This window comes from Bacillus taeanensis (assembly GCF_003318295.1).
Lineage (GTDB): Bacteria > Bacillota > Bacilli > Bacillales > UBA6769 > Maribacillus > Maribacillus taeanensis.
In genome coordinates this window covers 1-24,625 of record NZ_QOCW01000011.1, presented here as the reverse complement: position 1 = coordinate 24,625, position 24,625 = coordinate 1, and the positions used below count along the sequence as shown (strand labels likewise).

Genomic DNA, 24,625 nt, shown 5'->3' with positions numbered 1-24,625 from the left:
AATGAAAATTACTAAGTTTGAAACCTTTATTGTACCTCCAAGATGGCTATTTTTAAAAATCGAAACAGATGAAGGGATTGTAGGCTGGGGAGAACCAGTCGTTGAAGGAAAAGCTGCAACCGTACAAGCTGCAGTCGAAGAATTAAGTGACTATTTAATAGGAAGAGATCCGCTTCGCATTGAAGATCACTGGCAAATGATGTATCGTTCCGGTTTTTACCGGGGAGGTCCGATTTTAATGAGTGCGATCGCTGGAATTGATCAAGCATTATGGGATATTAAAGGTAAATACTATAATGCGCCTGTATATGAGTTATTAGGCGGTGCTTGCCGCGAATCGGTTCGGGTGTACTCTTGGATTGGCGGTGATCGTCCAAGCGATGTTGGCCAAGCAGCGAAAGAAAAAGCAGAAGACGGATTTACAGCAGTTAAAATGAATGGAACAGAAGAGCTGCAGTATATTGATTCTTATAAAAAAATTGATGAAGTGCTGGAACGGGTAGCAGCGATTCGTGAAGCTGTCGGCAATGATTTTGGAATTGGCATTGATTTTCATGGCCGCGTTCATAAGCCAATGGCAAAAATACTTGCTAAAGAACTTGAGCAATTTAAACCGATGTTTATTGAAGAACCAGTTCTTCCAGAAAATAATGAAGCATTACGTGAAGTAGCGCGAGCGACAACGATTCCAATTGCAACAGGTGAACGAATGTTTTCGCGTTGGGATTTTAAAGAACTGTTAGCTGAGGGATATGTTGATATTATTCAACTTGATCTGTCACACGCTGGTGGTATTACAGAGTGTAAAAAGATTTTCGCGATGGCTGAAGCTTACGATGTCGCGGTTGCTCCGCATTGTCCGCTTGGTCCAATTGCTTTAGCTTCATGTTTGCAGGTAGATGCGGGTTCGCATAATGTCTTTATCCAAGAACAAAGCTTAGGTATTCATTATAACCAAGGCAGTGATTTGCTCGACTATTTAATTGATCCATCTGTATTTGAATATAAGGATGGCTATGTTGAAATGCTGAAAGGTCCTGGACTAGGAATAGAAATTAATGAAGAGTTTGTTCGGAAGCAAGCAGAGGGTGGGCATAAGTGGAAAAATCCTGTTTGGCGTCATAAAGACGGTACAATAGCTGAATGGTAAGCACAAATGCACGGTAATGAATGCTTTGCGTTCTTATCTCTTCATTTACAAAGCAAAATTTGTGGTTGAAATGAAAGGATTGAAATAAAATGGCAAAGTTTAAAGTGTTAGTCACTGATTATGAATATAAAACACTGCAGGAAGAAATAGCAGTACTAGAAAAAGTAGATGCAGAGCTTATTACAGCACAATGCCGCACGGAGGAAGAGGTCATTGAAGCTGCAAAAGATACGGATGCCATTTTAAATCAATATGCACCGATTACTAAAAACGTTATTGAAAGCTTACCAAAATGTAAAGTGATTGCTCGATATGGAATTGGTGTGGACACGATTGATGTAAAGGCGGCAACTGAAAAAGAAATACTAGTTTGTAATGTAACCGATTACTGCTGGGATGAAGTGTCTGATCATGCGTTTGCACTGTTAATGGCATGTGCAAGAAAGGTTGTTCAATTAAATGGAGCGGTAAAAAGCGGAAATTGGGATTATAACGTAGGTGTACCAATTTATCGACTAAGAGATCGGGTAATCGGTTTAGTTGGATTTGGCAATATCCCGCAGTTAGTTGCGAAAAAAGCGCAGGCTTTTGGAATGAAGGTTGTGGCCTATGATCCATTTATTTCACCTAGTATTGCTGAACGTTTAAACGTTGAACTTGTTGAGCTGCAGGAACTTTGTGAGAGAGCAGATTTTGTTTCCGTTCATGCTCCGCTTAATGAGCATACACGCAGCATGATCAGTGCTGAACAATTTAACAAAATGAAACAAGAAGCTTTTATTATTAATACGGCACGTGGTCCTGTTATTGATGAAAAAGCGTTAATCCAAGCCCTGCAGCAGGGTAAAATAGCTGGGGCTGGTTTAGATGTATTAGAACATGAACCAATTGCTCAAGATAATCCGCTTTTAGCAATGGACAATGTTATACTTAATCCTCATGTCGCGTGGTATTCAGAAGAGTCAGGGGCAGAACTGCAGCGTAAAACCGCTCAAAATGCAGCAGATGTATTAGCAGGCTATTATCCTACTTATCTAGTTAATAACGAGTTAAAAGAAAAGTTAGAGTTAAAAGAGAAGAATCCACTTATAAGAAAATGATTATTTAGAAAGTAGGTCATAGTGATGAAGAAGGAGTATTCAAAAACAATTACGGTTAATATTTCTGAGACACAAACGATTATGGAGCTGAGTGAATTAACACAAATTTATCAAGCAGAAATTTACTTAAAAAAAATTGTCCGAGGTTCTGTAATTGAAATAAGTTTAAAAAGTTTTCTCGGTCTTATTACATTACATTTACAAAATGGTGATTCAATTGTTGTTCGAACAATTGGCGAAGACAGCAGAGAAGCTTTAGAAAAAGTAGAAAGTTTTTTAACAAAGGAAAATGAATAAAATGATAAGGTTTAAAAGAGAATTGTGAAGCGGTTTCTCTTTTAAACCTTAATTAAGGTTAAGTAATAAACAAGCTGAGCGTAAATACGACAGAAAAACCGACAAGAGCAATTAGTGTTTCCATGATTGTCCAAGATTTTAGTGTTTCCTGAACATTTAAGCCTAAATAGCGGTTTACTAACCAAAACCCTGAGTCATTGACGTGAGATAAAATCGTAGCTCCAGCTGCAATCGCAATAACCATTAACCCTAATATAGGACCCTCCAGCTGAAGGCTTGTAATAAGAGGAGACATTAAACCTGCTGTTGCAATCATTGCAACCGTGGCAGAACCTTGGGCAATTCGAATAATACTGGCAATTAAAAATGCGAGTAAAAGCGGAGGCATAGATGAGGCAGCCATCATCTCCCCAAGTACGAATCCTACACCTGAATCCATTAAAATTTGTTTAAAAACACCGCCAGCACCTGTTACAAGAATAATAATTCCAGCAGGCTCAAGTGCTTTATTTGCGATAATTTGCACTTCGTTTTTTGAGTATCCTTGTTTAATACCTAAAAAATAAAACGCTAATAATGTTGCAATAATTAAAGCTGTAAATGGATGACCAACAAAAACAAGAATGTCATGAACGATACTTCCATTTGGTAATAATAATTCAGAAAATGTGTTTAAAAGAATGAGAACAAGTGGTACGAGAATAATGCCTGCAATAATATCAAAGCTTGGGAGATCTTTATCGTCAGTCTTTTCCTCAATATTCATATAATCTGGTACGTTAATATGAATTTTTTGGCCAATATACTTTCCGAATAATGGTCCTGCGATAATCATCGCTGGAATACCGGCGAGAATACCGAATAAAATCACCCAGCCTAGATCGGCCCCAATTAAATCGGCAACTGCAATCGGTCCTGGTGTTGGCGGGATAAAGCTGTGTGTAACGGCAAGACCTGCTAATAAGGGAATTGCATAGAATAATAACGATCGTCCTGTTTTCTTAGCTAATCCATAAATAATAGGAATAAGAATAATTAAACCAACATCAAAAAATACCGGAATCGCAATGAGAAAACCGGTAATACCAAGAGCCCACTGTGCCTTGTCTTCACCAAACTTTTTAATGAGAGATTGAGCAAGTCTTTCAGCGCCGCCCGATACTTCAAGCATTTGCCCAAACATAGCCCCGAGTCCTACAATAACTGCGACAAAACCAAGTGTTCCCCCCATTCCTTTTTGAATTGATTGCAGCACGCTGTTTAAAGGCATGCCTGCGCAAACCCCGACAATTAAACTAACGAGAAGCAGTGCAACAAACGCATGAAGTTTGACGCGGATAACGAAAAATAACAATAAAAAGATTCCTGCTAGAGCTGTGAAAATAAGCAGTGATCCAGACAAGATAAATTCCCCCTATAAAGTGTTAATCCTTAAAAGTAAACGTTTTCAATTGTAACTAGTATAAAAGTAACTAAAGCTGCGGGATATGAGGAATGAAAGTACTGATTAGACAAATCCATTTAATAAAGTCCATTCCTAAATTCCAAACAAAAATACTTGTAATTTCTATTATACAAAAAAAATTTCTAAAACCAACAATTAATTTCAGGAAATTATTTTCTTTTCCAAAAATTAAGGTATAATTATAAATAACAGATTAAAAATAAGAGGTGCAAAAAAATGGGACAACCTCAGTATTGTCTAACCAAAATTCAATCAAGTTACTCACAATTTAGTAAAACCGAGCAAAAAATCGCTGATTATATATTGCAGTCTCCAGAAAATATGGTGCATAAAACAATTGACCAAGTAGCCGCAGAATTAGATGTAGCGATTTCAACTGTATTTCGTTTTTCGAAAAGGCTTGGTTTTAAAGGTTATCAAGCGATGAAAATTGCCTTAGCTTCTGAGTTAAGTGCTGCTGTTAAAGAAATAGTGGAAGAAAAAATTACTGAAAATGATAATGAGCAGGCAATAACAGAAAAGCTCTTTAATTCAAATATTCGTATGTTTAAAGAAACGATTCAAGTGATGGACTTTTCTTCACTTAAAAAAGCGGTTGACGTTATCTTAAAAAGTGAAAAAGTTGAATTTTATGGGACGGGAAGTTCTGCCATTGTGGCGCTTGATGCTCATCATAAATTTATTGGTTCAGGAATTTCAACAGCAGCTTATACAGATTCATATTTGCAGTTAAAATCAGCCTCTCAGTTAACAGAAAAAGATACAGCCATCCTCATTTCTCACTCAGGAAAGGATGAAGAGCTGATTCGTGTTCTTGAAGCAGCGAAAAAACAAGGAGCTGTAACGATTGGGATTACAAATTTTTCCCAATCTCCGCTTAGTCAAAAAGCTGATTATGTTTTGTATACGGCTTCGAATCAAGTGGATGTTCGTTCCGATGATACGTTTTCAAAAATTATTCAACTTAGTTTAATTGATGCGCTGTATGTCAACGTAATGAGTTCTCAAAAAAGTTTTCTTAAAAATTCAATTAATAAATTAAAAGGCTATTGGGGAAAATAGCGCCTTCCAAAAAACACCTGTGGAATCTTGAGCACCGGTGTTTTTTTCTTTTAAAAACGAAAGAACTATTTAGGAAAACAATAAGTTAAACGAAAAAAAAGAGGTTGACTCTCTGTGTTAGAGAGTCAACCTCTTTTTGTGAACAAAAGTATGAATAAAAATGGACGAATTTTTAAAAAAAACATTTTTTTATTAATAACCCTCTTTTTATTTTGTTAAACATGATATATACTATATTTATATTACATTTGTTCATTTTTGATTTTACTAAATTTCAAAAAGGGCAATACAGTTGAGGTGAAAATGATGAAAATAGGGATGATTACTGTTGGTTCAGTACCATCGGGTGTTGATCAATTAGTAAAAACTTTCATTCATCGTCTAGTAAAGCGGCATGAAATTGTCGGAATCGAGATTGATCGTTTTACGAAAACCGCAAATTATAAAGAGATTGATGAAGAGATATTTGAAGAGTATCATGAATCAAAGTCCTCATTATTTCATTCATCTCCATTGTTTTCTTTAGTGAAGCAGCATCTATCTATTTCAGAAGTATTTGCTGCATTTGATGCAGTGGTTGTTATTGGAGGAAATGAAGCGCGTCTTGAACTAGAGGAAATAAATAAAAATCTCCATACAAAGATTTTATTTATCCCAGCATCCGTTTCGAATGATATTCCTGAATCACAGCTATCCTTAGGCTATGATTCTGCTTTAAACACCATTGCAACAGGTATTTTAAGAATTGAAGATACAGCAAATTCAATGAAATATGATCTGCCAAGATTATTTTGTATTCAAATTCCAGGAAGATCAAATGAGATGGTAAGTGAAGCAGCACTGGCTGTAAACGGTATAGCTATGCATACTCTTCATGACAATAAGGCTGTTGAAACAGTCAAGCAAACTTTTGCTTCCGGTCAAACGTATGCATTTGTAATCGTAAATGAAACCATTTCATTTAAAGAAGCTGAAGAAAAGTTTGCAAATGCATTTGAGGTTGATTGGCGTATTACACAAATTGATGATGCCCAGTGCATGGGACCATATCCAACAGCGGCTGATCGTATTTTAGCAGGTAAGCTTGCAAAACGTGCTGCAAAATGGATCGAGACAAAAGAAAATTCAGGTAAACTATTTATTCAAAATCATGGTGTTGTATTTAAGCAGGACAGCAACCCTTTTGATATTACGAGCCTATCACACGGCTAAAACTAGATTGAAGGAGTGTTAGTATGACAACAGTAGCAAATGAAAAACAAGTAGAACAGTTAGCAATTAATACAATTCGTACATTATCAATTGATGCGATTGAAAAATCAAATTCAGGTCATCCGGGAATGCCGATGGGGGCAGCACCTATGGCTTATACACTTTGGGCAAAACATATGAACCATAACCCGAGCAATCCAAACTGGTTTAACCGCGATCGTTTCGTATTATCTGCAGGTCATGGCTCAATGCTTTTATACAGCTTATTACATGTAACAGGTTATGATCTTTCTTTAGATGAAATTAAGAACTTCCGTCAATGGGGAAGTAAAACACCTGGTCACCCTGAATTTGGTCATACAGTAGGTGTTGAAGCAACGACAGGTCCGCTTGGTCAAGGTGTGGCAATGGCAGTTGGTATGGCAATGGCTGAGCGTCAATTAGCGGCAACATACAACCGCGGCGATTTAAATGTAGTGGATCACTTTACGTACAGTATTTGTGGTGACGGCGACTTAATGGAAGGTGTTTCTCAAGAAGCAGCATCTCTTGCAGGTCACTTAAAACTTGGTCGTTTAGTAGTATTATACGATTCAAATGATATTTCACTTGACGGTGACTTAAATATGTCATTCTCTGAAAATGTTGAAGATCGTTTTAAAGCGTACGGCTGGCAGGTTATTCGCGTTGAAGACGGTAATGACATTGCTGAACTAAGTGCAGCACTAGAAGCATCAAAACAAAATCTTGATCAACCAACATTAATTGAAGTAAAAACAACAATCGGTTTCGGTTCACCTAATAAAGGTGGCAAAAGTGCTTCTCACGGTGCGCCGCTTGGAGCAGAAGAAACGAAAATTGTAAAAGAAAACTACGGCTGGAATTACGAGGAGCCGTTTACAGTACCTCAAGAAGTAAAAGACCACTTTGCAGCGTTACAAGAAGAAGCAGCAAAGAAAGAAGAAGCATGGAACGAACTTTTTGCAAAATATGAAGCAGCATATCCTGAGCTTGCAAAACAATTAAAGGCTGCGATTAACAATGAACTTCCAGAAGGCTGGGACAAAGATGTGCCGGTATATGAAACAGGAAAAGATAAGCTTGCATCTCGTGAATCTGGTGGTCAAGCGTTAAATGCTATTGCTCAAAATGTTCCACAATTAGTAGGTGGATCTGCTGACTTAGCATCTTCTAACAAAACAATGTTAAAAGGTGAAGCAAACTTCAGTGCAGCTGACTACAGCGGCCGCAACATCTGGTTCGGTGTGCGTGAATTTGCAATGGCGGCAGCGGTAAACGGTATGGCACTTCACGGCGGTGTGAAAGTATTTGGTGCAACATTCTTCGTATTCTCTGATTACTTACGTCCAGCAGTTCGTTTATCTGCACTAATGAATCTGCCTGTAACGTATGTGTTTACACATGATAGCATCGCTGTAGGAGAAGATGGACCAACTCACGAGCCTGTTGAACAGCTTGCAGCATTACGCGCTATGCCTGGCGTATCTATTATTCGTCCTGGTGACGGTAATGAAACAGCAGCAGCATGGAAGCTTGCAGTTGAAAGCAAAGATCAGCCAACAGCGCTTGTATTAACTCGTCAAGGCTTACCAACGTTAGAAGGTACTGATAAAAACGCATACGAAGGTGTGAAAAAAGGTGCTTATGTTGTAGCAGAGGCAAAAGGTGATGTTGATGGACTTCTTCTTGCATCAGGTTCTGAAGTAGGTTTAGCTGTTGAAGCACAGCAAGAGCTTGCAAAAGAAGGCATTAACGTATCAGTTGTCAGCATGCCAAGCTGGGATCGTTTTGAAAAGCAATCAAAAGAATACAAAGACAGCGTGATTCCGAAAAACGTAAAAGCACGTCTTGGAATTGAAATGGGCTCTTCATTAGGCTGGCACAAATATACTGGCGACAATGGAGATGTACTTGCAATCGATGGTTTTGGTGCTTCTGCTCCTGGAGAAAAATTGATTGAAGAGTACGGCTTTACAGTTGAAAATGTAGTAGCGAAATTTAAAGCAGTACTTGAAGCAAGTAAATAATAAAATGGTAAATTAAAAAGGTTGACTCTTTAGGGTCAACCTTTTTTCTCTCATTTGTTCCTTCAACTATTTTTACGTATAATAAGAAATGAACAAATGTTTAGAGTTAGAGTGAATAAAATTTCAAACAAGGTGTCGTTATATGGAAAATGATAAAATTCAAAAAGTGATTGATGCGGCGAAACTTTATTATCAACTTGATTATAGTCAGCAGGAGATTGCGAAAAAACTTGGTATTTCTAGACCGACTGTTTCAAGACTTTTAAAGCAGGCAAAGGCAGAAGGAATTGTTCAAATTAATATTATTGACCCTTCTGAAAGTGGAGAACAGCTGGCAAATGAATTAATTGAAGCGTTTCAATTGAAAGATGCTTCTGTTGCATTTATTCCAAAATTTGAAGATATGATCGCAAAAAAGTATCTTGGTGAAGAAGCTGCCATTTATTTAAACCGTGTTGTAAAAGATCAAGATATTATTGCCACTTCCTGGGGAACAACACTCTATGAAGCAGCAACAATCGTGAAACATAAACATGTAAAAGATGTAACGATTGTTCAGTTAAATGGAGGAGTCAGTCACTCTGGTACAAAAACATATGCAACAGAGATTATTCATTTATTGGGCGAAGCTTATCAGGCTCATACCCAGCTTCTGCCGCTGCCAGCCATTGTTGATCATCTCGTTGTAAAACAAGCAATTGAGGCTGATCGCCATGTTCGTAAAGTGTTGGATTTAGGAAAAAGTGCAAATATCGCATTGTTTAGTGTGGGGGTACCAACTGCTGATTCTGTTATTGTGCAGGCGGAATATTTATCAGACGAAGACTTAAATATTATTCATTCACAGTCTGTTGGTGAAATTTGCTCCAGGTTTTTTGATCAAAACGGTGCGCTTGCACATGAACAGCTTAATAAGCGAACAATTGGTATTGAGCTTAATGATTTAACGCAAAAAGAAAAAGCGATTTTAGTAGCAGGCGGTCCGCGGAAAGTAGAAGCGATATATGGTGCACTGCAGGGCGGCTATGCTAATGTTCTTATTACAGATCAATTTACTGCAAAAGCTTTATTAGAAAGAAAAAGTCAAGCTTAAAAAGCATTGGGACTTCCCGATGCTTTTTAAGTTTATTCATGCTGTTTTTTTAAAAAAATGTTATCATTAAAGAAAGCGATTACATAAAGTGAGAAGAGGTGAATTGTTTGAGCTTACAAAGTTTAGATAATCTGCTCGTAAAGGATTTGGTCCCGACTGACATCCCTTCAGATATTCGATCTTCTTGGCAGCGCAGTCTTAAAGCAGGCGTAAAACCAACTTTAAAAAGGACACCTTCTATCTTATTGGAAAAAGAAATCGACCACATAACTTTCTCAAGTTTGCTTTATCACATGTTCAACAATACAAAAATGAAGATGGAAAAATATTTGGATAAGGACAAGCATTCATTAACACTTGCAGATGATCAAGGACGTATCATCGGAAATTATGTGCAGGGAAAGCTTGCCGATCAACTGAAAGAAATTCATTTTTACCCCGGCGGTAATTGGAAAGAAGAGCTTGTTGGAACAAATGCAATTGGAACAGCACTTGCATCTGGAAAAGAAGTGATTATTCGAGGAACACATCACTTTTGTGAAGGCTGGCAGGCTTTTTCTTGTGCCGGTGTACCTATTAAACATCCTATTCTAAATAAAATTGCCGGAGTATTAGATTTAACAACATGGCGTGAGGACTTTCCTGATCAATCTCTAACACTAACAGGAGCGATTGTACAGTCAATTGAAGCGGAGTGGCGTTCTTATATTTTACAAACACATCAACAAATCTTAAAAGCATATAGTGAATATGAAAGAGATATTAGTGAGGATATTGTTTTTGCGATTGACTGGTCGGGTGTGCTTGTTGCTGAAAATAAGTCATTTATTTTTGGGGAGAATAGTGCCAAGATAGACTTCGAAAGGACTGCTTCTTTTTGTAAAGAACGTGCTTTTTATAAAAACTATGAAGGTGAAATTACAGTTGGAGCAGCTGATAAAGAGATAGGGAAAATTATACCTGTTAGGAATCATTTTGAGTCTATTGGGTTTATTGTTCACCTTGTGAATAAAAACAAAAGAAATCAGAAGCAGGAAAAAGTAGTCCGAAAATCCCCAGCCTTTTTACCTTTAATAGGTGAAAGTGAAAGCTGGCTTCAGATGATTGAAAAAGCTCAGAAGGTAGCTGTTAATAATACTTCAGTATTATTAACAGGAGAAAGCGGAACGGGAAAAGAGCTGCTAGCCCGCGCCATTCATAATGCGAGTAATCGAAGTGGGGGGCCATTTATTGCAATTAACTGTGCGACGCTTACTCATGATTTATCCTCTAGTGAGCTGTTTGGTTATAGTGCCGGTGCTTTTACTGGCGCACTTAAATCAGGTAAAAACGGTGCATTTGAAGAAGCGGACGGCGGAACATTATTTTTAGATGAAGTGAGTGAAATGTCGCTTTCCATGCAGGCGATGTTTTTACGTGTGCTGCAGGAAAGGGAAGTTGTAAGAATTGGAGAGCATCGTCCTCGTCCAATCGATGTTCGAATTATTGCGGCAACAAACCGCAACTTATTTTCATGGACAAAAGAAGGGAACTTTCGAGAAGATTTATATTATCGTTTAAATGTAGTGAACTTAATGTTACCTTCTTTAAAAGAAAGAAAAGCAGATATTCTGCAATTAGCAGCTTATTTTCTTGAAAACTTAAGCAAAAAGAATAAAGGACAAGCACGTGATTTTTGCCTTGCTCAAAAAACAAAACAAGTCCTTACCGAGTACCACTGGCCCGGAAATGTAAGAGAATTAAAAAATGTAATGGAATATGTATACACTTTTACAAATGAATCTCTTATTCTACCAGAACATTTACCAGAGAATGTTTTTACAGTGAAACAGAAAGTAAAAGATGAAAACCACACGCAAGAGGAGCACCAGCGTCACAATCTATTAAACGATGAAGAAGCAAATCAGATATTAAATGCACTAAAAAGCCAGCGCTATAACATGTCAAAAGCAGCTCGTCAATTAGGGATTTCAAGAAGTACGCTGTACCGGAAGCTAAAACGTTATAAAATTGAAATATAAATAAAAACGGATTAGGAAGAGACCTAATCCGTTTTTTATTAATTTCTAGCTCCAGCGCTTTTCTTATTAATCCATATTAATCCATACGCTTTTTACTTCGGTATAATTATTAAGCGCATAAGAACCCATCTCTCGGCCGATACCAGATTGCTTATAGCCGCCGAATGGAGACGCTGCGTCAAAGACATTGTAGCAGTTTACCCAAACTGTACCTGCTTTAATACGGTTTGCCACATAATGCGCATGCTTTACATTCTCTGTCCAAAGCCCTGCGGCTAAGCCGTAGTCTATATTGTTTGCACGCTCAATGACTTCATCTAAATTTTCAAACGGCATGGCTGCTACAACAGGACCAAAGATTTCTTCTTTTGCAATCGACATGTTATCATTTACATCTGCAAAAATTGTTGGTTCAACGAAATAACCTTGATCAAATGGAGTTGATCCGCCTGTAAGAAGTTCTGCTCCTTCTTCTTTTCCCTTATTAATATAATTTAACACGCGCTGCTGTTGTTCGTCTGAAACAAGCGGCCCCATTGTTGTATCAGATGATAAACCAGGACCTTGTTTAATACTTTTTGAATGAGAAACAAGATCTGCTACCACATTATCAAATGCTTTTTTCTGAATAAAAAGACGGGAACCGGCGCAGCATACTTGTCCTTGGTTAAACATAATGCCAGATAGAGCACCCGGAATAGCACGAGACATATCAGCATCTGGTAAAATGATGTTTGGTGATTTACCGCCAAGTTCTAATGTTACGCGTTTTAACGAATAAGAAGCTTGTTTCATAATTAATTTACCAACTTCAGTGGAGCCGGTAAAGGCAACTTTATCAATTTTTGGATGATTAACAAGCGGTGCTCCTGCAGATTCACCGAAGCCTGGAATAACGTTTACAACACCTTCAGGGAATCCTGCCTCTTCGATAAGTTTTGCTAAATAAAGAGCGGAAAGTGGAGTTTGCTCTGCAGGCTTTAATACGACCGTACAACCTGATGCAAGAGCCGCGCCAAGTTTCCAAGCTGCCATAAGAAGCGGGAAGTTCCAAGGAATGATTTGACCAACAACGCCAAGCGGCTCATGTCTTGTATAGTTAAAAAAGTTTCCTTGAACAGGAATTGTTTGTCCGACAATTTTTGTTGCCCATCCAGCATAATAGCGGAAATGTTCAATCGCAAGGGGAACGTCAGCTGTTGTTGTTTCTTGAAGTGGTTTTCCATTATCAAGTGTATCAAGCTGTGCTAATTGCTCTTTATGCTCTTCCATTAAATCAGCAAGTTTATAAATTAAACGGCTTCTTTCCGCAGCGCTCATTTTTGACCATGGACCGTAATCAAACGCATTTCGAGCAGCTTCAACAGCGCGGTTTACATCTTCTTCACCGGCTTCACTTACAACCGCCAACACTTCACCGGTAGCAGGGTTTTTTGATTCAAATGTTTTACCGGAAGCAGCTTCTATCCATTGCCCATTAATGAATAATTTCTTCGTTCCTTTAAGAAACTCCTGCACTTTCGTTTCAGGTAATAGATTAACTGACATGCTTCATTCCTCCTTGAAATTTTTAAATTCTTTACGCCTATTTATAACTGCAAGTTTAATGCCAAAAATAAAAAGCTCTATAATAAAAGCGTTTTCATGAAGGGAGGGAAGAAAAATGATACACTTTGTCGCACTAATTTGATACAAAATGTTGCAGCAGCTGAAACATTCTGTATCAAATAAAAGAAGATATTGTTGCAATACAAACAGGTAAAATTTTATACTTTAAAGTAAGAGTCTTTAAAGCGCGCTAAGCAAGGGGAGTGTGGGGAAGTGAAACATAAAAGTTAAGCGCTTTATTTAAGGGGGAGAGTTTTTGAATATACACGATTCTAATGGTTCAATAACGCGTTTTTATCATGTATTCTTTGCTGTCGTAACGTTTGCTTATTGGTTTTCCATGTATATTTATGTTCCTGTTTTTGTTACATATCTTGAACATTTAGGAGGGTCTTATACATTAATTGGCTTAATTCTAGGAAGCTACGGAATGATGCAAGTTTTATTACGACTACCAATTGGCGTTATATCAGACAAAATGCAAATTCGGAAGCCATTTTTAATAGTTGGTTTATTAACAGGAGTGATTAGCTGCTTTGGATTTGCACTGACAGAAAGCTTAGGATTTGCCTTTTTGTCTCGCTTTATTTCAGGAATCACTGCCTCGATGTGGGTTGCCTTTACCGTTTTATATGCAAGCTATTTTAAAAAAGAAGATGCAACAAAAGCGATGGGGAATATTCAATTTGTAACCGTAGCAGCCCAACTAACAAGCATGGGACTTAGCGGCTATCTTGTTAGTCAGTGGGGATGGAAAGCACCGTTTTGGTTAGGAGGGATCGTAGGAATAATCGGCTTACTAATGACATTTTGGATTCATGATCCACATGCTAATAAGAAAAAAGAAAAGATTAAGGGAAATGATTTAAGCAGTGTCCTAAACGAGCCAATCGTTTTAAAGGCGGCATTTCTTTCAGCACTTGCACATGCTGTGTTATTTATTACAATGTTTGGTTTTTCACCCACCCATGCTTTGGATATTGGTGCATCAAAGGAAAGTTTAACAATTCTCGTTTTTACTTTTATGATTCCACATGCGGCAGCGTCTATTATTACAGGTCAGTATTTAGCTGTTCGCTTTAATAAGTGGCATATTCTTCTCGTAGGATTTTTAGGAACAGCTTTGTTTTCAGTAGTGATTCCATTTATTCATTCGTTAGAAATTCTTTACTTAACACAAGCATTTAACGGCTTCTTTCAAGGAATGACCATGCCTTTATTGATGGGAGTGGCGATTCAATCGATTTCTAATAATAAACGAGCGACAGCGATGGGGCTTTACCAAGCGCTTTATGCTCTTGGGATTTTTCTCGGTCCATTTATGGCAGGTACCTTTAGTCAGCATACAGGCTTTGCTTCCGTGTTTTACTTAGCAGGAGGGCTTGCATTAGTTGGTGTGACGTTATCTATTTTGTGGTATCGAAAAGACATTGTACATTCACTTGCAAAGAAAATAAATAAAAAAAGCGTTTAATTTAGTTAAGCGCTTTTTTATTTATTGGTTATTTTGAGAGTTGTACAAATAAAAACACTTCATAAATAAACGGTATAAGATCAATGTTTATTAACAATTATTCAGAAATTTATAAAAAAATAAAAAAGTTATTGCAAAGGTTCTAAAAATTATTTATACTAAAAATACGAAATAAAGGAAAGCGCTTAACTTAAAAATCCTTAATAACTAATAATAGTACAAACCGTAATGGAGGGATACACATTGAATTAGTTAGTTTTGCTTCTAAAAATTTTTCTTTTATATGAAAGCGTTTTAATTAAGTGTGTAACACAAGGTGCTTGCATCTTGATCATAATTTTTAAAACTATAGGGGGATTAAAAATGAAAAAACTGTTAGCGATGTTTGCAGCTCTAAGTTTGCTAGTATTTGCGGTAGGGTGTAACAGTGAGTCATCAGAAAGCGCAGGGGGAAGTGCTGAAGAAGGAACTGAAAGTGTTGCAGTAGTACTCAAAACGTTAAGCAGTCAATATTGGAAGTTCGTTGAAGCAGGTGCAAAGGATGCAGGAAAAGACTTAGGAGTAAATGTAACCGTTATCGGTCCATCTTCAGAATCACAAATTATGGAACAAGTAAACATGGTTGAAGATTCATTAAACCAAGATCCTGATGCACTCATTGTGGCACCAACACAGCCATCAACAGTTATTCCAGCTTTAGGATCAGCTGAACAGCAAAGCATTCCAGTTCTTTTTGTTGATACAGATGCAGATTGGGAAGCAAAGACAGCGTTTATTGGTACTGAAAACTTTGAGGCAGGTAAAGCAGCTGGAGAATTACTTGCTTCTAAGTTAAATAAAGGAGATAAAGTTGCGCTAATTGCGGGAGCACTTGGAAACCCAGCAATGGACGCGCGTATTGAAGGGGCAAAAGAAGCGTTAGAAAAAGCAGGTATGGTTGTAGCGGCGGAACAGCCGGCAGATAGTGACAAAACAAAAGCAATGTCAGTAATGGAAAATATTCTTCAAAATGATCCAGATATTAAAGGTGTATACAGTGCAAATGATGACATGGCTCTAGGCGCATTTCGTGCTGCAAAAGGAAAAGGTTTAGATATACCGATTATTGGTACAGATGGAACAATTGAAGCTGTCGAAGCTGTTATTGCTGGTAAACTAACTGGTACAGTTGCACAAAGTCCATATGACATGGGATATCAAGGTGTTGAAAATGCCATTAAAGCAATTAATGGGGAAGAAATTGAAAAGAGAATTGACAGCGGCATTGATATTATTACAGCAGAAAATGCTCAGGAAAAACTAGATTTTCTTAAAGGAATTGTAGGAGAATAAGTTAATAAAGTGAGGGAAAAGAGTTTTATCTTAACATGTCATTCTCTTTTCCCTTTAAGTTAAGCGCTTACTCTAAGGGGTTAGTGAGAGGAGGAATTTAAATGAGTGAAAATAACCACACCCTGTTAGAAGTAAAAGGCATTCGAAAAAGCTTTGCCGGAAATCATGTTTTAAAAGGGATTGATTTTGACGTAAGAGCAGGTGAAGTACACGTATTGCTCGGTGAAAACGGGGCTGGAAAATCAACGCTTATTAAAATTTTAACCGGAGCATACACAAAAGATGCCGGCGAGATTTATTGGGAAGATAACAAAGTTGAATACAATACGCCTTCTGAAGCGATGGAACTAGGCATCGCTACAATCTACCAGGAATTAAATGTTGTCCAAGAGCTTACTGTTTATGAAAATATCTTTCTCGGCCGTGAACTGAAAAAAAGCGGGAAATATTCCTTCTTAAACCGTAAGAAAATGAAAGAAGAAGCTGCCAAGCATTTGAAACGTTTAGGGCAGGATCCATCCTTATTAAATAAAAAGGTTTCAGAATTGGGGATTGGTAAACAGCAGTTAGTAGAAATAGCCAAAGCATTAACTGTGGATGCAAAGCTCTTAATTATGGATGAGCCAACTGCAAGTTTAAGCGGATCGGAAGTAGAACAGCTTTATGCGACCGTCGATGAACTTCGCCGTCAGGGAATGGGTATTGTATTTATTTCGCACCGCTTAGAAGAAATTAAGCGGATGGGCGACAGAATTACAATTTTACGAGACGGTGCCGGGATTGCAACACTTCCCGTGAAAGAAACGAGCGTAGATAAAATGATTGAATTGATGGTAGGTCGAAGCTTGGATGAGAAATATCCGAAGCAGTATTTTGAAAAAGGGCAAGAGGGTTTGAAGGTTAAGAATCTACGCTTAAAAGGTTCGAATCAGGAAATTAATTTTACCGCCTATCAAGGTGAAATTCTTGGTGTATCAGGGTTAGTAGGAGCTGGAAGAACCGAAGTGATGCGCGCGGTTTTTGGAGCGGATCTAAAAGAAAGCGGAACGATTAAAGTGTTCGGAAAAGAAGTAAACATTAAATCACCAAAAGATGCCATTGGTGCTGGTCTTGCCTTTATTACGGAAGACCGTAAAGGAGAAGGGTTAATTTTAGATCAGACGCTTGATTTTAATATTGGCGTTTCCAGTTTGAAGAAGTTTAAAAAAGGCGGACTGATTCAGTTAGGGGATATTAAAGAAGCAGCAAAAACGTATGTGAAAGAACTGCAGGTTCGTCCGTCTGATATTAATCTTCATGCGCGAAAATTAAGCGGCGGAAATCAGCAGAAAGTGGTTATTGCGAAATGGCTTTGTACGCAGGCGAAAGTATTTATTTTTGATGAACCAACGCGGGGTATTGATGTTGGTGCAAAAGTTGAAGTGTACCGTCTCATTAATTCGCTTGTTGAAAACGGGGCAGTTGTAATTATTGTTTCATCAGAACTGCCTGAACTATTAGGGATGTGTGACCGTATTCTTGTGATGCATGAAGGAAAGATTTCCGGTGATCTATCACGAAAAGAAGCGACGCAGGAAAAAATAATGAAAGCGGCTACAGGAGGTATGTAATATGGCGGAAATTGCGGTAAAACAAGAAACGAAAGAGTCAAAGAAAAATATAAATGAGTTTGTGAGTAAATTTGGCGCATTAATTGGATTAATTCTACTTTGTACAGCACTTACGATTTTATCGGATAAATTTATGACGGTTCATAATGTGATGAACATTGCAAGACAATCTTCTGTTAACGCTCTTTTAGCCGTAGGAATGCTTCTTCCGATTTTAACAGCTGGGATTGATTTATCGGTTGGTTCTGTGCTTGCAGTTTCGATTATGGTGATGGGCGTTGTTTCTGTCAATATGGGAATGAGTCCAATTCTTGGCATCCTTGTTTGTTTAGCTGTCGGAGCATTTTTCGGTTGGATCAATGGCATCATGTTAACGAAGCTTCGTCTTCCACACCCGTTTATTTCAACACTCGGGATGATGAACATTGCGCGTGGGTTAGCGCTTATTATTACAGCAGCAGCTCCAATTGCAGGCTTTCCATATTTAATTCAATTTTTAGGAAGTGAATTTGTTGGTCCGCTTCCAGTCAGTTTCTTACTTGTTATCGCTGTATATATTATTTTCCATTTCTTCTTAACACGAACGCAAACAGGCCGCTATATTTATGCGATTGGCGGTAATAAAGAAGCAGCGCACTTATCTGGTATAAATGTGAATCGGATTTTAGTCATCGTTTACACAATCAGCGGTCTTATGGCTGGTTTGGCAGGTCTTGTTATGGTAGGCCGTGTAAACTCTGCGTTTCCGCTTGCAGGTTTAATGTATGAGCTTGATGCGATTGCCGCAGTTATTATCGGTGGCGCAAGCTTTTTCGGCGGTGTTGGTACAGTATGGGGAACATTAATTGGAGCAATTATCATTGCGGTTCTTCGTAATGGATTAAATCTATTAAATGTCTCGGCAGATTTACAAATGACGGTTATCGGTTTAGTTATCATTGCAGCTGTATATGTTGATGTGCTTCGTCAGCGAGGGAATAAGAAATCTTAAATTAATAGAAAAGGTAAAACTCATCGCTATTAAGTTAAGTGCTTAATAGCGATGAGTTTCGTATTGATAATAGCGTATTAAAAAGAAAAGAGGTATTGTTATGAATAAAATGGTGAGAGATTATGGTCTTTGCTTATGGACTCTTGGGGAAATACCTTTTGAAGAGAAATGTAAAATTGCTAAGGAGATTGGCGTGAATGGTGTGGAAGTTCAAGGGGATTTATCACAAAATCCTGAAGAGCTGCAGGCTGTTTTAAGAAAGTTTGATTTAAAAATATTATCAGTAACACCAGATAATGTAGACATTTCAAGTGCAGATGATCAGATTCGTGCTCGTGCTGTTCAATATTTTTTAGATTTATTAAGTTGGGCACGAAAGCTTGGTGTTAATAGAATTTGTTTACATGGTGATGTTGGGAAAACACATGGATGTGGAAACTTATCAAAAGATTGGGACCTGCTTGTAAACAGTTCGTCAGAGATTTTGAAGAAAGCGGAGGAGCTTGACATTGAGGTTGTGTTTGAAGTATTAAACCGCTATGAAAACCACCAAATTGTGACAGCTCAAGAAGCATTACATTTAATTAATGAAGTGAAGAGTAAGAACCTTTATGTTTTATTAGATGCGTATCATATGAATATTGAAGAAGCTTGTCCGATTAAAGCTATTAAGGAGACGGGAGATAAACTAGGTGTCTATCATGTGACGGATTCAAACAGGCAGGGTGTAGGTGAGGGTCATTCTAATATTAAAGGTCAAATTGAAGCTTTACATGAAATAGGTTATGAGGGACCAATCATCATGGAAATGGTAGCTGAAGGTCCGAATCCGTTTACACCAATAAAGGATGACAACTCCCTAGAAAAAGTAGTAGGTTACTATAAGGAGTCTTTAAGAAAATTAAAAGAATGGGATGAAGCCAAGGTTAGCTTATAATCAATCCTAAGCTTTGTCTTTGAGTTTTGATGGCAATCGGAATCGAAAAAACTTACTATGCATAAGAAAATATTTAGAGCATAGTATAGTGCGGAAACACTATCTTCATCTATAAGATTAAGCGCTTAATCTTATAATAAGAAAATATTTATAAAATTATTAATGATAATGGTTGAAAAACACTTAAAAACTATTTATAATAAATTCATAAGGTTTGGTTAAGCGCTTTCCTTTTTTAGGGGATTCTTATAGTATTATTAACTTTTAAAAAGAAAGATCTATACACATTAGACTATTAATAAACAAAGTTAACGATGAAAGAGAGAGGGATAAAAATGGCAGAACAAATTAAATGCGGTGTATTAGGGCTTGGAAGATTAGGATATTGGCATGCTGAAAATTTAGCTTCACAAGTACGTGGAGCAAAGCTTGTGAATGTTGCCGATCCATTTGGTGACGCAGCTGAAAAAACTGCACAAAAGCTTGGAGTAGACAACTGGACAAAAAACCCGGCGGAAATTTTAGAAGATCCAAACATTGATGCAGTTATTATTGCAACCCCAACAAGTACACATGTTGAAATGATTAAAAAAGCAGCGGAAAACGGCAAACAAATTTTTGTTGAAAAGCCGCTTACACAATATGTACATGAAGCAGATGAAGTGATTGAAGCGATTAAGAAACACAATGTTACCTGCCAAGTTGGTTTTATGAGACGTTTTGATCCGGCCTATAGCGAAGCGAAGCGCCGTATTCTAGCTGGTGATATTGGAAAACCAATTTATTTTAAAGCGGTATCACGTGATCCTGGTGCACCACCAGCAGAATTTATTAAAAACAGCGGCGGCATCTTTTTAGATATGTCGATTCATGATTATGATGTTGCGAGATTTTTGATTGGTGAAGAAGTAACTTCAGCATCAGCACACGGAAATATTTTAATGAATGATTTCATGGAAGAATTTGGCGATGTTGATCAAGCGCTTACTTATTTAACATTTGAATCCGGTGCTGCAGCAGACATCGAAGGAAGCCGTAATGCTGCTTACGGATATGATATTCGCGGTGAAGTAATTGGTACAGAAGGTTCAATTATTATTGGTTCATTAAAACATCATGATGTAACGGTCCTTACAAAACAAGGAAGTACACATGATATTGTTCCTGCTTTCCCAGAGCGCTTTAAAGATGCGTATACAATTGAAATGCAGCATTTTATCGATTGTCTCCGTCTTGGAGAAAAACCAATTGTAACAGAGTATGATGGTAAAGTTGCTCTTGAAATTGCGGCTGCAGCAACAGAAGCGTTTAAAACGGGAAAAAGAGTAAAGTTAAAAACAGCAGCCGTAAAAGCATAATAATTATTTAATACTAGAAAATAGTTGAAAAGGGGTGCTTCACATAGCTATTTGCACACTCTTCAACAGCTTTTTATTGTTTTCATTATAGAAATATCATCTAGAAAATTCTTTACACAGCAAGCTTTTAGCACAGATTGTATAAATTTTTTTGATTAATTTTCAGAAAATAATTGTATTTTTTAAAAACCTATGATACATTTAAATCAACAAAAGGGTAATCGATAACCCTTAAAATAAGAGAAAAAAGTTTTTTAGTAAATGAAAGAGAAGAGCTTGATTGTAGTAAAATAAAATCGCTTTCATTTATAAAAGATAATACTCTTACTATTTATCCTCCTGAATAGGTTTAAAAAAGTGCTTAAAAGCTTAAGTGAAATGTGACTAGAGAACTAGAAAACAATGAAACAATGGGTAGACGACTATTAAATCAAAAACTAGTTAAGAAAAACCTTTTATGAAAGAGCTTTCTTAACAGAAAGAACATTATTTGAAAAAGCGCTTAACTTTTTGATGAAGTTAGATACCAAGTCATTTATTAAACAATAGGAAGGTGTAAATTATGGATAAAATAGTAATTGGGATTATTGGTGCAGGTCGAATTGGCAGACTTCATGCGGAAAACATTGTGCAAATTCCGCAAGTTGAAATTAAAACAATTTCTGATATTTTTGCAGATAATGCAAGAGAGTGGGCCGCTCAAATCGGCATTCCGCATGTAACAACAGATTATCAAGAGATTTTAAATGATTCAGACATTGATGCTGTATTTATTTGTTCACCAACGAATACACATGCACCAATTATTAAAGAAGCTGCTAAAGCCGGCAAGCACATCTTCTGTGAAAAACCGGTAAGCTTCTCAGCTGAAGAAACAAAAGAAGCGCTCCAAGTTGTAAAAGAAGCAGGCGTTAAACTTCAGGTTGGATTTAACCGCCGCTTTGATCACAATTTTAAAAAGGTACATGACACTGTAAAAGCGGGTACAATTGGTGACACACATATTGTGAAAATTACATCCCGTGATCCAGAACCGCCGCCAGCAGAGTATATTAAAAGTTCAGGTGGAATGTTTATGGATATGTCGATCCATGATTTCGATATGGCGCGTTATGTAACTGGCAGTGAAGTAGAAGAAGTTTATGTACAAGGTGCAAGTTTAGTAGATCCAGTTTTTGCAGAGCTTGGAGATGTTGACACAGCAGTAATCACATTAAAGTTTGAAAATGGTGCGATCGGCGTTATTGATAACAGCCGTAAAGCAGTATACGGCTATGATCAACGCGTTGAAGTGTTTGGTTCAAAAGGCAGTGTATCTATCCAAAATGATCAGCCGACAACTGCTGAAATAAGTACAGCTGAAGGAGTGTTCCAGGATAAGCCGCAATATTTCTTTTTAGAGCGTTATAAAGATGCTTATATTAATGAAACACATGCATTTATAAATTCTGTTCTCTACAACACACCATTAGTATGTGAAGGAAACGATGGATTGCAAGCTGAATTAATAGCAAAAGCGGCGAAGGAGTCATTTGAAACTGGTAAACCAGTAAAAGTGGCGAATAAACAATACACGTTAAATTAAATCATTGAAAATCTTTATTTTTACCGGATTGGGTTAAGCGCTTAATCCATAAAGGTTAAGCGCTTATAAGAAAAATACTTAATAGGTAGAAGAGAAAGAGGTAAACAACAAATGGGATTAGTAAAAATGAAAGATATTTTGGCGAAAGCAGAGGAAGGAAATTACGGAGTAGGAGCTTTTAGTATTGCGAATATGGAAATGGTATTAGGAGCTATTAAAGCGGCTGAGGAGTTAAAATCTCCTTTAATTCTGCAAATTGCAGAAGTACGCCTTAATCATTCCCCGCTCCATATGATCGGTCCTTTAATGGTCGAAGCTGCAAAAAATGCAGCTGTTCCTGTAGCGGTTCATTTTGATCATGGCATGACAGTTGAAAAGATTAAACAGGCCTTAGAGGTTGGTTTTAGTTCTGTTATGTATGATGGTTCTCATCATGAATTAGAAAAGAACATCCAAAATACAAAAGAAATCGTTTCTTTAGCCAAACAATACGGCGCAACAGTAGAAGCGGAAATTGGCAGAGTAGGCGGCAGCGAAGACGGCTCAGAAGATATTGAAATATTACTTACAAGTACTGAAGAAGCAAAACGTTTTGCAGATGAAACAAAGGTGGATGCGTTAGCAATTGCGATTGGTAATGCTCATGGGATGTATAAAGGGGATCCAAACTTACGATTAGATCGTCTTCATGAAATTAATGAACAAGTTGACATTCCATTAGTGTTACACGGCGGCTCAGGAATCAGTCCTGAAGATTTCCAAAAGTCTATTGGATCAGGTATCCGCAAAATAAATGTAGCAACGTCAACATTTAACCGAGTGATTGACAATGTAAATAAAGCCGTTCAATTAAAACCATATTCAGATTATTTTGATTATCATCAAGATGTCATTCAAGCAGCATATGAAAATGTAACCTATCATATGAACATCTTCGGAAGCAGTAACCGAGTATAAAAAAGGGGGAAAACGTAATGAACACGATTAAATTTGATCAAACAAAAGATATTGATGTAATTCCAATTGGGCGTGTGGCTATTGACTTTAATCCAAATGATATTCATAAACCATTAGAAGAAAGCCGCACATTCACAAAATATGTAGGCGGTTCTCCGGCGAATATTGCTGTTGGGTTATCGAGACTTGGTAAGAAAGTTGGCTTTGTTGGAAAAGTATCCGATGACCAGTTTGGACGATTCGTTACAAACTATTTTGAAAAAGAAGATATTGATACATCTAATATTGCGATTGCGAAAAATGGAGAATCATTAGGTCTTACGTTTACAGAAATTTTAAGCCCAACTGAAAGCAGTATTTTAATGTATCGAAATGGTGTTGCTGATTTAAGCTTAGAGCCGGACGAGATTAATGAGGATTATATTAAACGTGCAAAAGCGATCGTTGTTTCAGGAACAGCACTCGCTGCCAGTCCTTCACGTGAAGCGGTTTTACAGGCGGCAGAATATGCGAAAAAGCACGGTACAGTTGTCATCTTTGATGTTGATTACCGCAGCTATACATGGAAATCAAAAGAAGATATCGCCCTTTATTATTCAATTGCGGCAAGAATGAGTGATATTATCATCGGCTCTCGTGAAGAGTTTGACTTAATGGAAGCGCTTATTACGAAAGAACAAAGCACTGATCGTGAAACGGCAGACCGCTGGCTCGGTTTTGGCAGTGAAATTGTTGTGATTAAACATGGTAAAGAAGGATCTGTTGCTTATACAAAAGACGGCGGTTCTTATCAAATTAAACCGTTTCCGGTTCAGCTGTTAAAATCATTTGGCGGTGGAGACGCCTATGCATCCGCGTTTATTTACGGACTTCTTGAAGGCTGGGAAGTGATCGATGCATTAGAATTCGGAAGCGCTTCAGCGGCGATCGTTGTTGGCAGCCACAGCTGTTCAGAAGATATGCCAACTGCAGAAGCAGTAAAAGAATTTATCCAAAAAGCAAAAGAAGAACATGGTGAAATGGTAGCAAGAGCTTAATAGATTTGAGATAAAAAATAACGAAAGGTAGAGGAATTATGGAAACAATTCGACTTACTACAGCACAAGCACTTATAAAGTTTCTTAATCAGCAGTATGTTTCAATTGATGGCAAAGAGTTTCCTTTCGTCGAAGGAATTTTCAACATCTTTGGGCACGGCAATGTATTAGGAATTGGCGAAGCGCTTGAACAAGATGCAGGCCATTTAAAAGTCATTCAAGGCAAAAATGAGCAGGGAATGGCTCATGCGGCGATTGCCTATAGTAAACAAATGCTCCGTCAAAAAA

General features: G+C 37.5%; 19 protein-coding genes and 1 pseudogene. 18 read left to right on the top strand and 2 right to left on the bottom strand.

Annotation, left to right across the window (positions count from 1 at the left end):
• Nucleotide 1 precedes the first annotated feature (1 nt).
• The 3 genes from dgoD to DS031_RS11685 all read left to right on the top strand — a co-directional run bounded on the left by dgoD (nucleotide 2) and on the right by DS031_RS11685 (nucleotide 2,547).
• Nucleotides 2-1,150, top strand: coding sequence for a galactonate dehydratase (gene dgoD / locus DS031_RS11695; protein WP_113806265.1), 1,149 nt, complete (start codon nucleotides 2-4; stop codon nucleotides 1,148-1,150).
• 89 nt (nucleotides 1,151-1,239) lie between these two features.
• Complete coding sequence (locus DS031_RS11690; RefSeq protein ID WP_113806264.1) at nucleotides 1,240-2,250, top strand: C-terminal binding protein; 1,011 nt, start codon at nucleotides 1,240-1,242, stop codon at nucleotides 2,248-2,250.
• A 24-nt stretch (nucleotides 2,251-2,274) separates the two neighbouring features.
• Nucleotides 2,275-2,547 carry an HPr family phosphocarrier protein gene (locus tag DS031_RS11685; protein WP_113806263.1) on the top strand — a complete coding sequence of 91 codons (273 nt, stop codon included), beginning with the start codon at nucleotides 2,275-2,277 and terminating at the stop codon, nucleotides 2,545-2,547.
• A gap of 58 nt (nucleotides 2,548-2,605) precedes the next feature.
• Here the strand turns inward: DS031_RS11685 and DS031_RS11680 are convergent, their stop codons facing one another.
• A complete protein-coding gene (locus tag DS031_RS11680) occupies nucleotides 2,606-3,949 on the bottom strand; it encodes a GntT/GntP/DsdX family permease (RefSeq protein ID WP_113806262.1) in 1,344 nt (447 codons plus the stop codon).
• Between the two features lie 279 nt (nucleotides 3,950-4,228).
• Between DS031_RS11680 and DS031_RS11675 the strand changes: the two genes are divergently transcribed.
• From DS031_RS11675 to DS031_RS11655, 5 genes are all read left to right on the top strand, one after another.
• Nucleotides 4,229-5,074: a MurR/RpiR family transcriptional regulator gene (locus tag DS031_RS11675; RefSeq protein ID WP_113806261.1), complete on the top strand. Its 846-nt coding sequence runs from the start codon at nucleotides 4,229-4,231 to the stop codon at nucleotides 5,072-5,074.
• A gap of 306 nt (nucleotides 5,075-5,380) precedes the next feature.
• Nucleotides 5,381-6,286: a 6-phosphofructokinase gene (locus DS031_RS11670; protein ID WP_181833126.1), complete on the top strand. Its 906-nt coding sequence runs from the start codon at nucleotides 5,381-5,383 to the stop codon at nucleotides 6,284-6,286.
• A gap of 23 nt (nucleotides 6,287-6,309) precedes the next feature.
• The gene (gene tkt, locus DS031_RS11665; protein ID WP_113806259.1) at nucleotides 6,310-8,334 is read left to right on the top strand and encodes a transketolase; all 2,025 of its coding nucleotides are present in this window, start codon (nucleotides 6,310-6,312) and stop codon (nucleotides 8,332-8,334) included.
• A 142-nt stretch (nucleotides 8,335-8,476) separates the two neighbouring features.
• Nucleotides 8,477-9,427 carry a DNA-binding transcriptional repressor DeoR gene (locus DS031_RS11660; protein ID WP_113806258.1) on the top strand — a complete coding sequence of 317 codons (951 nt, stop codon included), beginning with the start codon at nucleotides 8,477-8,479 and terminating at the stop codon, nucleotides 9,425-9,427.
• A gap of 107 nt (nucleotides 9,428-9,534) precedes the next feature.
• The gene (locus DS031_RS11655) at nucleotides 9,535-11,448 is read left to right on the top strand and encodes a sigma-54-dependent Fis family transcriptional regulator (protein WP_113806257.1); all 1,914 of its coding nucleotides are present in this window, start codon (nucleotides 9,535-9,537) and stop codon (nucleotides 11,446-11,448) included.
• A gap of 66 nt (nucleotides 11,449-11,514) precedes the next feature.
• On the opposite strand, the gene DS031_RS11650 is transcribed toward DS031_RS11655, so the two are convergent.
• A complete protein-coding gene (locus tag DS031_RS11650) occupies nucleotides 11,515-12,996 on the bottom strand; it encodes an aldehyde dehydrogenase family protein (protein ID WP_113806256.1) in 1,482 nt (493 codons plus the stop codon).
• A 316-nt stretch (nucleotides 12,997-13,312) separates the two neighbouring features.
• Here DS031_RS11650 and DS031_RS11645 point away from each other — a divergent pair, with 316 nt between their 5' ends.
• The 10 genes and pseudogenes from DS031_RS11645 to DS031_RS11600 all read left to right on the top strand — a co-directional run.
• Entirely contained in the window at nucleotides 13,313-14,530 is a 1,218-nt protein-coding gene (locus DS031_RS11645) for an MFS transporter (protein WP_245947372.1), read from the top strand.
• Between the two features lie 363 nt (nucleotides 14,531-14,893).
• On the top strand, nucleotides 14,894-15,862 hold the full coding sequence (locus tag DS031_RS11640) for a sugar ABC transporter substrate-binding protein (RefSeq protein ID WP_113806255.1): 969 nt from the start codon (nucleotides 14,894-14,896) through the stop codon (nucleotides 15,860-15,862).
• 101 nt (nucleotides 15,863-15,963) lie between these two features.
• A complete protein-coding gene (locus DS031_RS11635; RefSeq protein WP_113806254.1) occupies nucleotides 15,964-17,472 on the top strand; it encodes a sugar ABC transporter ATP-binding protein in 1,509 nt (502 codons plus the stop codon).
• A 1-nt stretch (nucleotide 17,473) separates the two neighbouring features.
• Complete coding sequence (locus DS031_RS11630; protein ID WP_113806253.1) at nucleotides 17,474-18,463, top strand: ABC transporter permease; 990 nt, start codon at nucleotides 17,474-17,476, stop codon at nucleotides 18,461-18,463.
• Between the two features lie 100 nt (nucleotides 18,464-18,563).
• Nucleotides 18,564-19,400 carry a sugar phosphate isomerase/epimerase family protein gene (locus tag DS031_RS11625; RefSeq protein WP_245947370.1) on the top strand — a complete coding sequence of 279 codons (837 nt, stop codon included), beginning with the start codon at nucleotides 18,564-18,566 and terminating at the stop codon, nucleotides 19,398-19,400.
• Nucleotides 19,401-19,735: 335 nt separating this feature from the next.
• A complete protein-coding gene (iolG, locus tag DS031_RS11620) occupies nucleotides 19,736-20,758 on the top strand; it encodes an inositol 2-dehydrogenase (protein WP_113806252.1) in 1,023 nt (340 codons plus the stop codon).
• A gap of 562 nt (nucleotides 20,759-21,320) precedes the next feature.
• On the top strand, nucleotides 21,321-22,343 hold the full coding sequence (gene iolG / locus DS031_RS11615) for an inositol 2-dehydrogenase (RefSeq protein ID WP_113806251.1): 1,023 nt from the start codon (nucleotides 21,321-21,323) through the stop codon (nucleotides 22,341-22,343).
• A gap of 111 nt (nucleotides 22,344-22,454) precedes the next feature.
• Nucleotides 22,455-23,300, top strand: a complete 846-nt coding sequence (locus DS031_RS11610) for a class II fructose-bisphosphate aldolase (RefSeq protein WP_113806250.1) — start codon at nucleotides 22,455-22,457, stop codon at nucleotides 23,298-23,300.
• Between the two features lie 17 nt (nucleotides 23,301-23,317).
• Nucleotides 23,318-24,337 carry a 5-dehydro-2-deoxygluconokinase gene (iolC, locus tag DS031_RS11605; protein WP_113806249.1) on the top strand — a complete coding sequence of 340 codons (1,020 nt, stop codon included), beginning with the start codon at nucleotides 23,318-23,320 and terminating at the stop codon, nucleotides 24,335-24,337.
• 35 nt (nucleotides 24,338-24,372) lie between these two features.
• Nucleotides 24,373-24,625: pseudogene (locus tag DS031_RS11600) on the top strand (thiamine pyrophosphate-binding protein); the annotation flags it as partial.

Coding starts and splice junctions, on each gene's coding strand:
- DS031_RS11640 (WP_113806255.1), top strand. CDS start 14,894: ATGAAAAAACTGTTAGCGATGTTTGCAGCTCTAAGTTTGCTAGTATTT.
- DS031_RS11660 (WP_113806258.1), top strand. CDS start 8,477: ATGGAAAATGATAAAATTCAAAAAGTGATTGATGCGGCGAAACTTTAT.
- DS031_RS11650 (WP_113806256.1), bottom strand. CDS start 12,996: ATGTCAGTTAATCTATTACCTGAAACGAAAGTGCAGGAGTTTCTTAAA.
- DS031_RS11630 (WP_113806253.1), top strand. CDS start 17,474: ATGGCGGAAATTGCGGTAAAACAAGAAACGAAAGAGTCAAAGAAAAAT.
- tkt (WP_113806259.1), top strand. CDS start 6,310: ATGACAACAGTAGCAAATGAAAAACAAGTAGAACAGTTAGCAATTAAT.
- DS031_RS11635 (WP_113806254.1), top strand. CDS start 15,964: ATGAGTGAAAATAACCACACCCTGTTAGAAGTAAAAGGCATTCGAAAA.
- DS031_RS11675 (WP_113806261.1), top strand. CDS start 4,229: ATGGGACAACCTCAGTATTGTCTAACCAAAATTCAATCAAGTTACTCA.
- iolG (WP_113806251.1), top strand. CDS start 21,321: ATGGATAAAATAGTAATTGGGATTATTGGTGCAGGTCGAATTGGCAGA.
- dgoD (WP_113806265.1), top strand. CDS start 2: ATGAAAATTACTAAGTTTGAAACCTTTATTGTACCTCCAAGATGGCTA.
- DS031_RS11670 (WP_181833126.1), top strand. CDS start 5,381: ATGAAAATAGGGATGATTACTGTTGGTTCAGTACCATCGGGTGTTGAT.
- DS031_RS11690 (WP_113806264.1), top strand. CDS start 1,240: ATGGCAAAGTTTAAAGTGTTAGTCACTGATTATGAATATAAAACACTG.
- DS031_RS11610 (WP_113806250.1), top strand. CDS start 22,455: ATGGGATTAGTAAAAATGAAAGATATTTTGGCGAAAGCAGAGGAAGGA.
- DS031_RS11685 (WP_113806263.1), top strand. CDS start 2,275: ATGAAGAAGGAGTATTCAAAAACAATTACGGTTAATATTTCTGAGACA.
- iolG (WP_113806252.1), top strand. CDS start 19,736: ATGGCAGAACAAATTAAATGCGGTGTATTAGGGCTTGGAAGATTAGGA.
- iolC (WP_113806249.1), top strand. CDS start 23,318: ATGAACACGATTAAATTTGATCAAACAAAAGATATTGATGTAATTCCA.
- DS031_RS11625 (WP_245947370.1), top strand. CDS start 18,564: ATGAATAAAATGGTGAGAGATTATGGTCTTTGCTTATGGACTCTTGGG.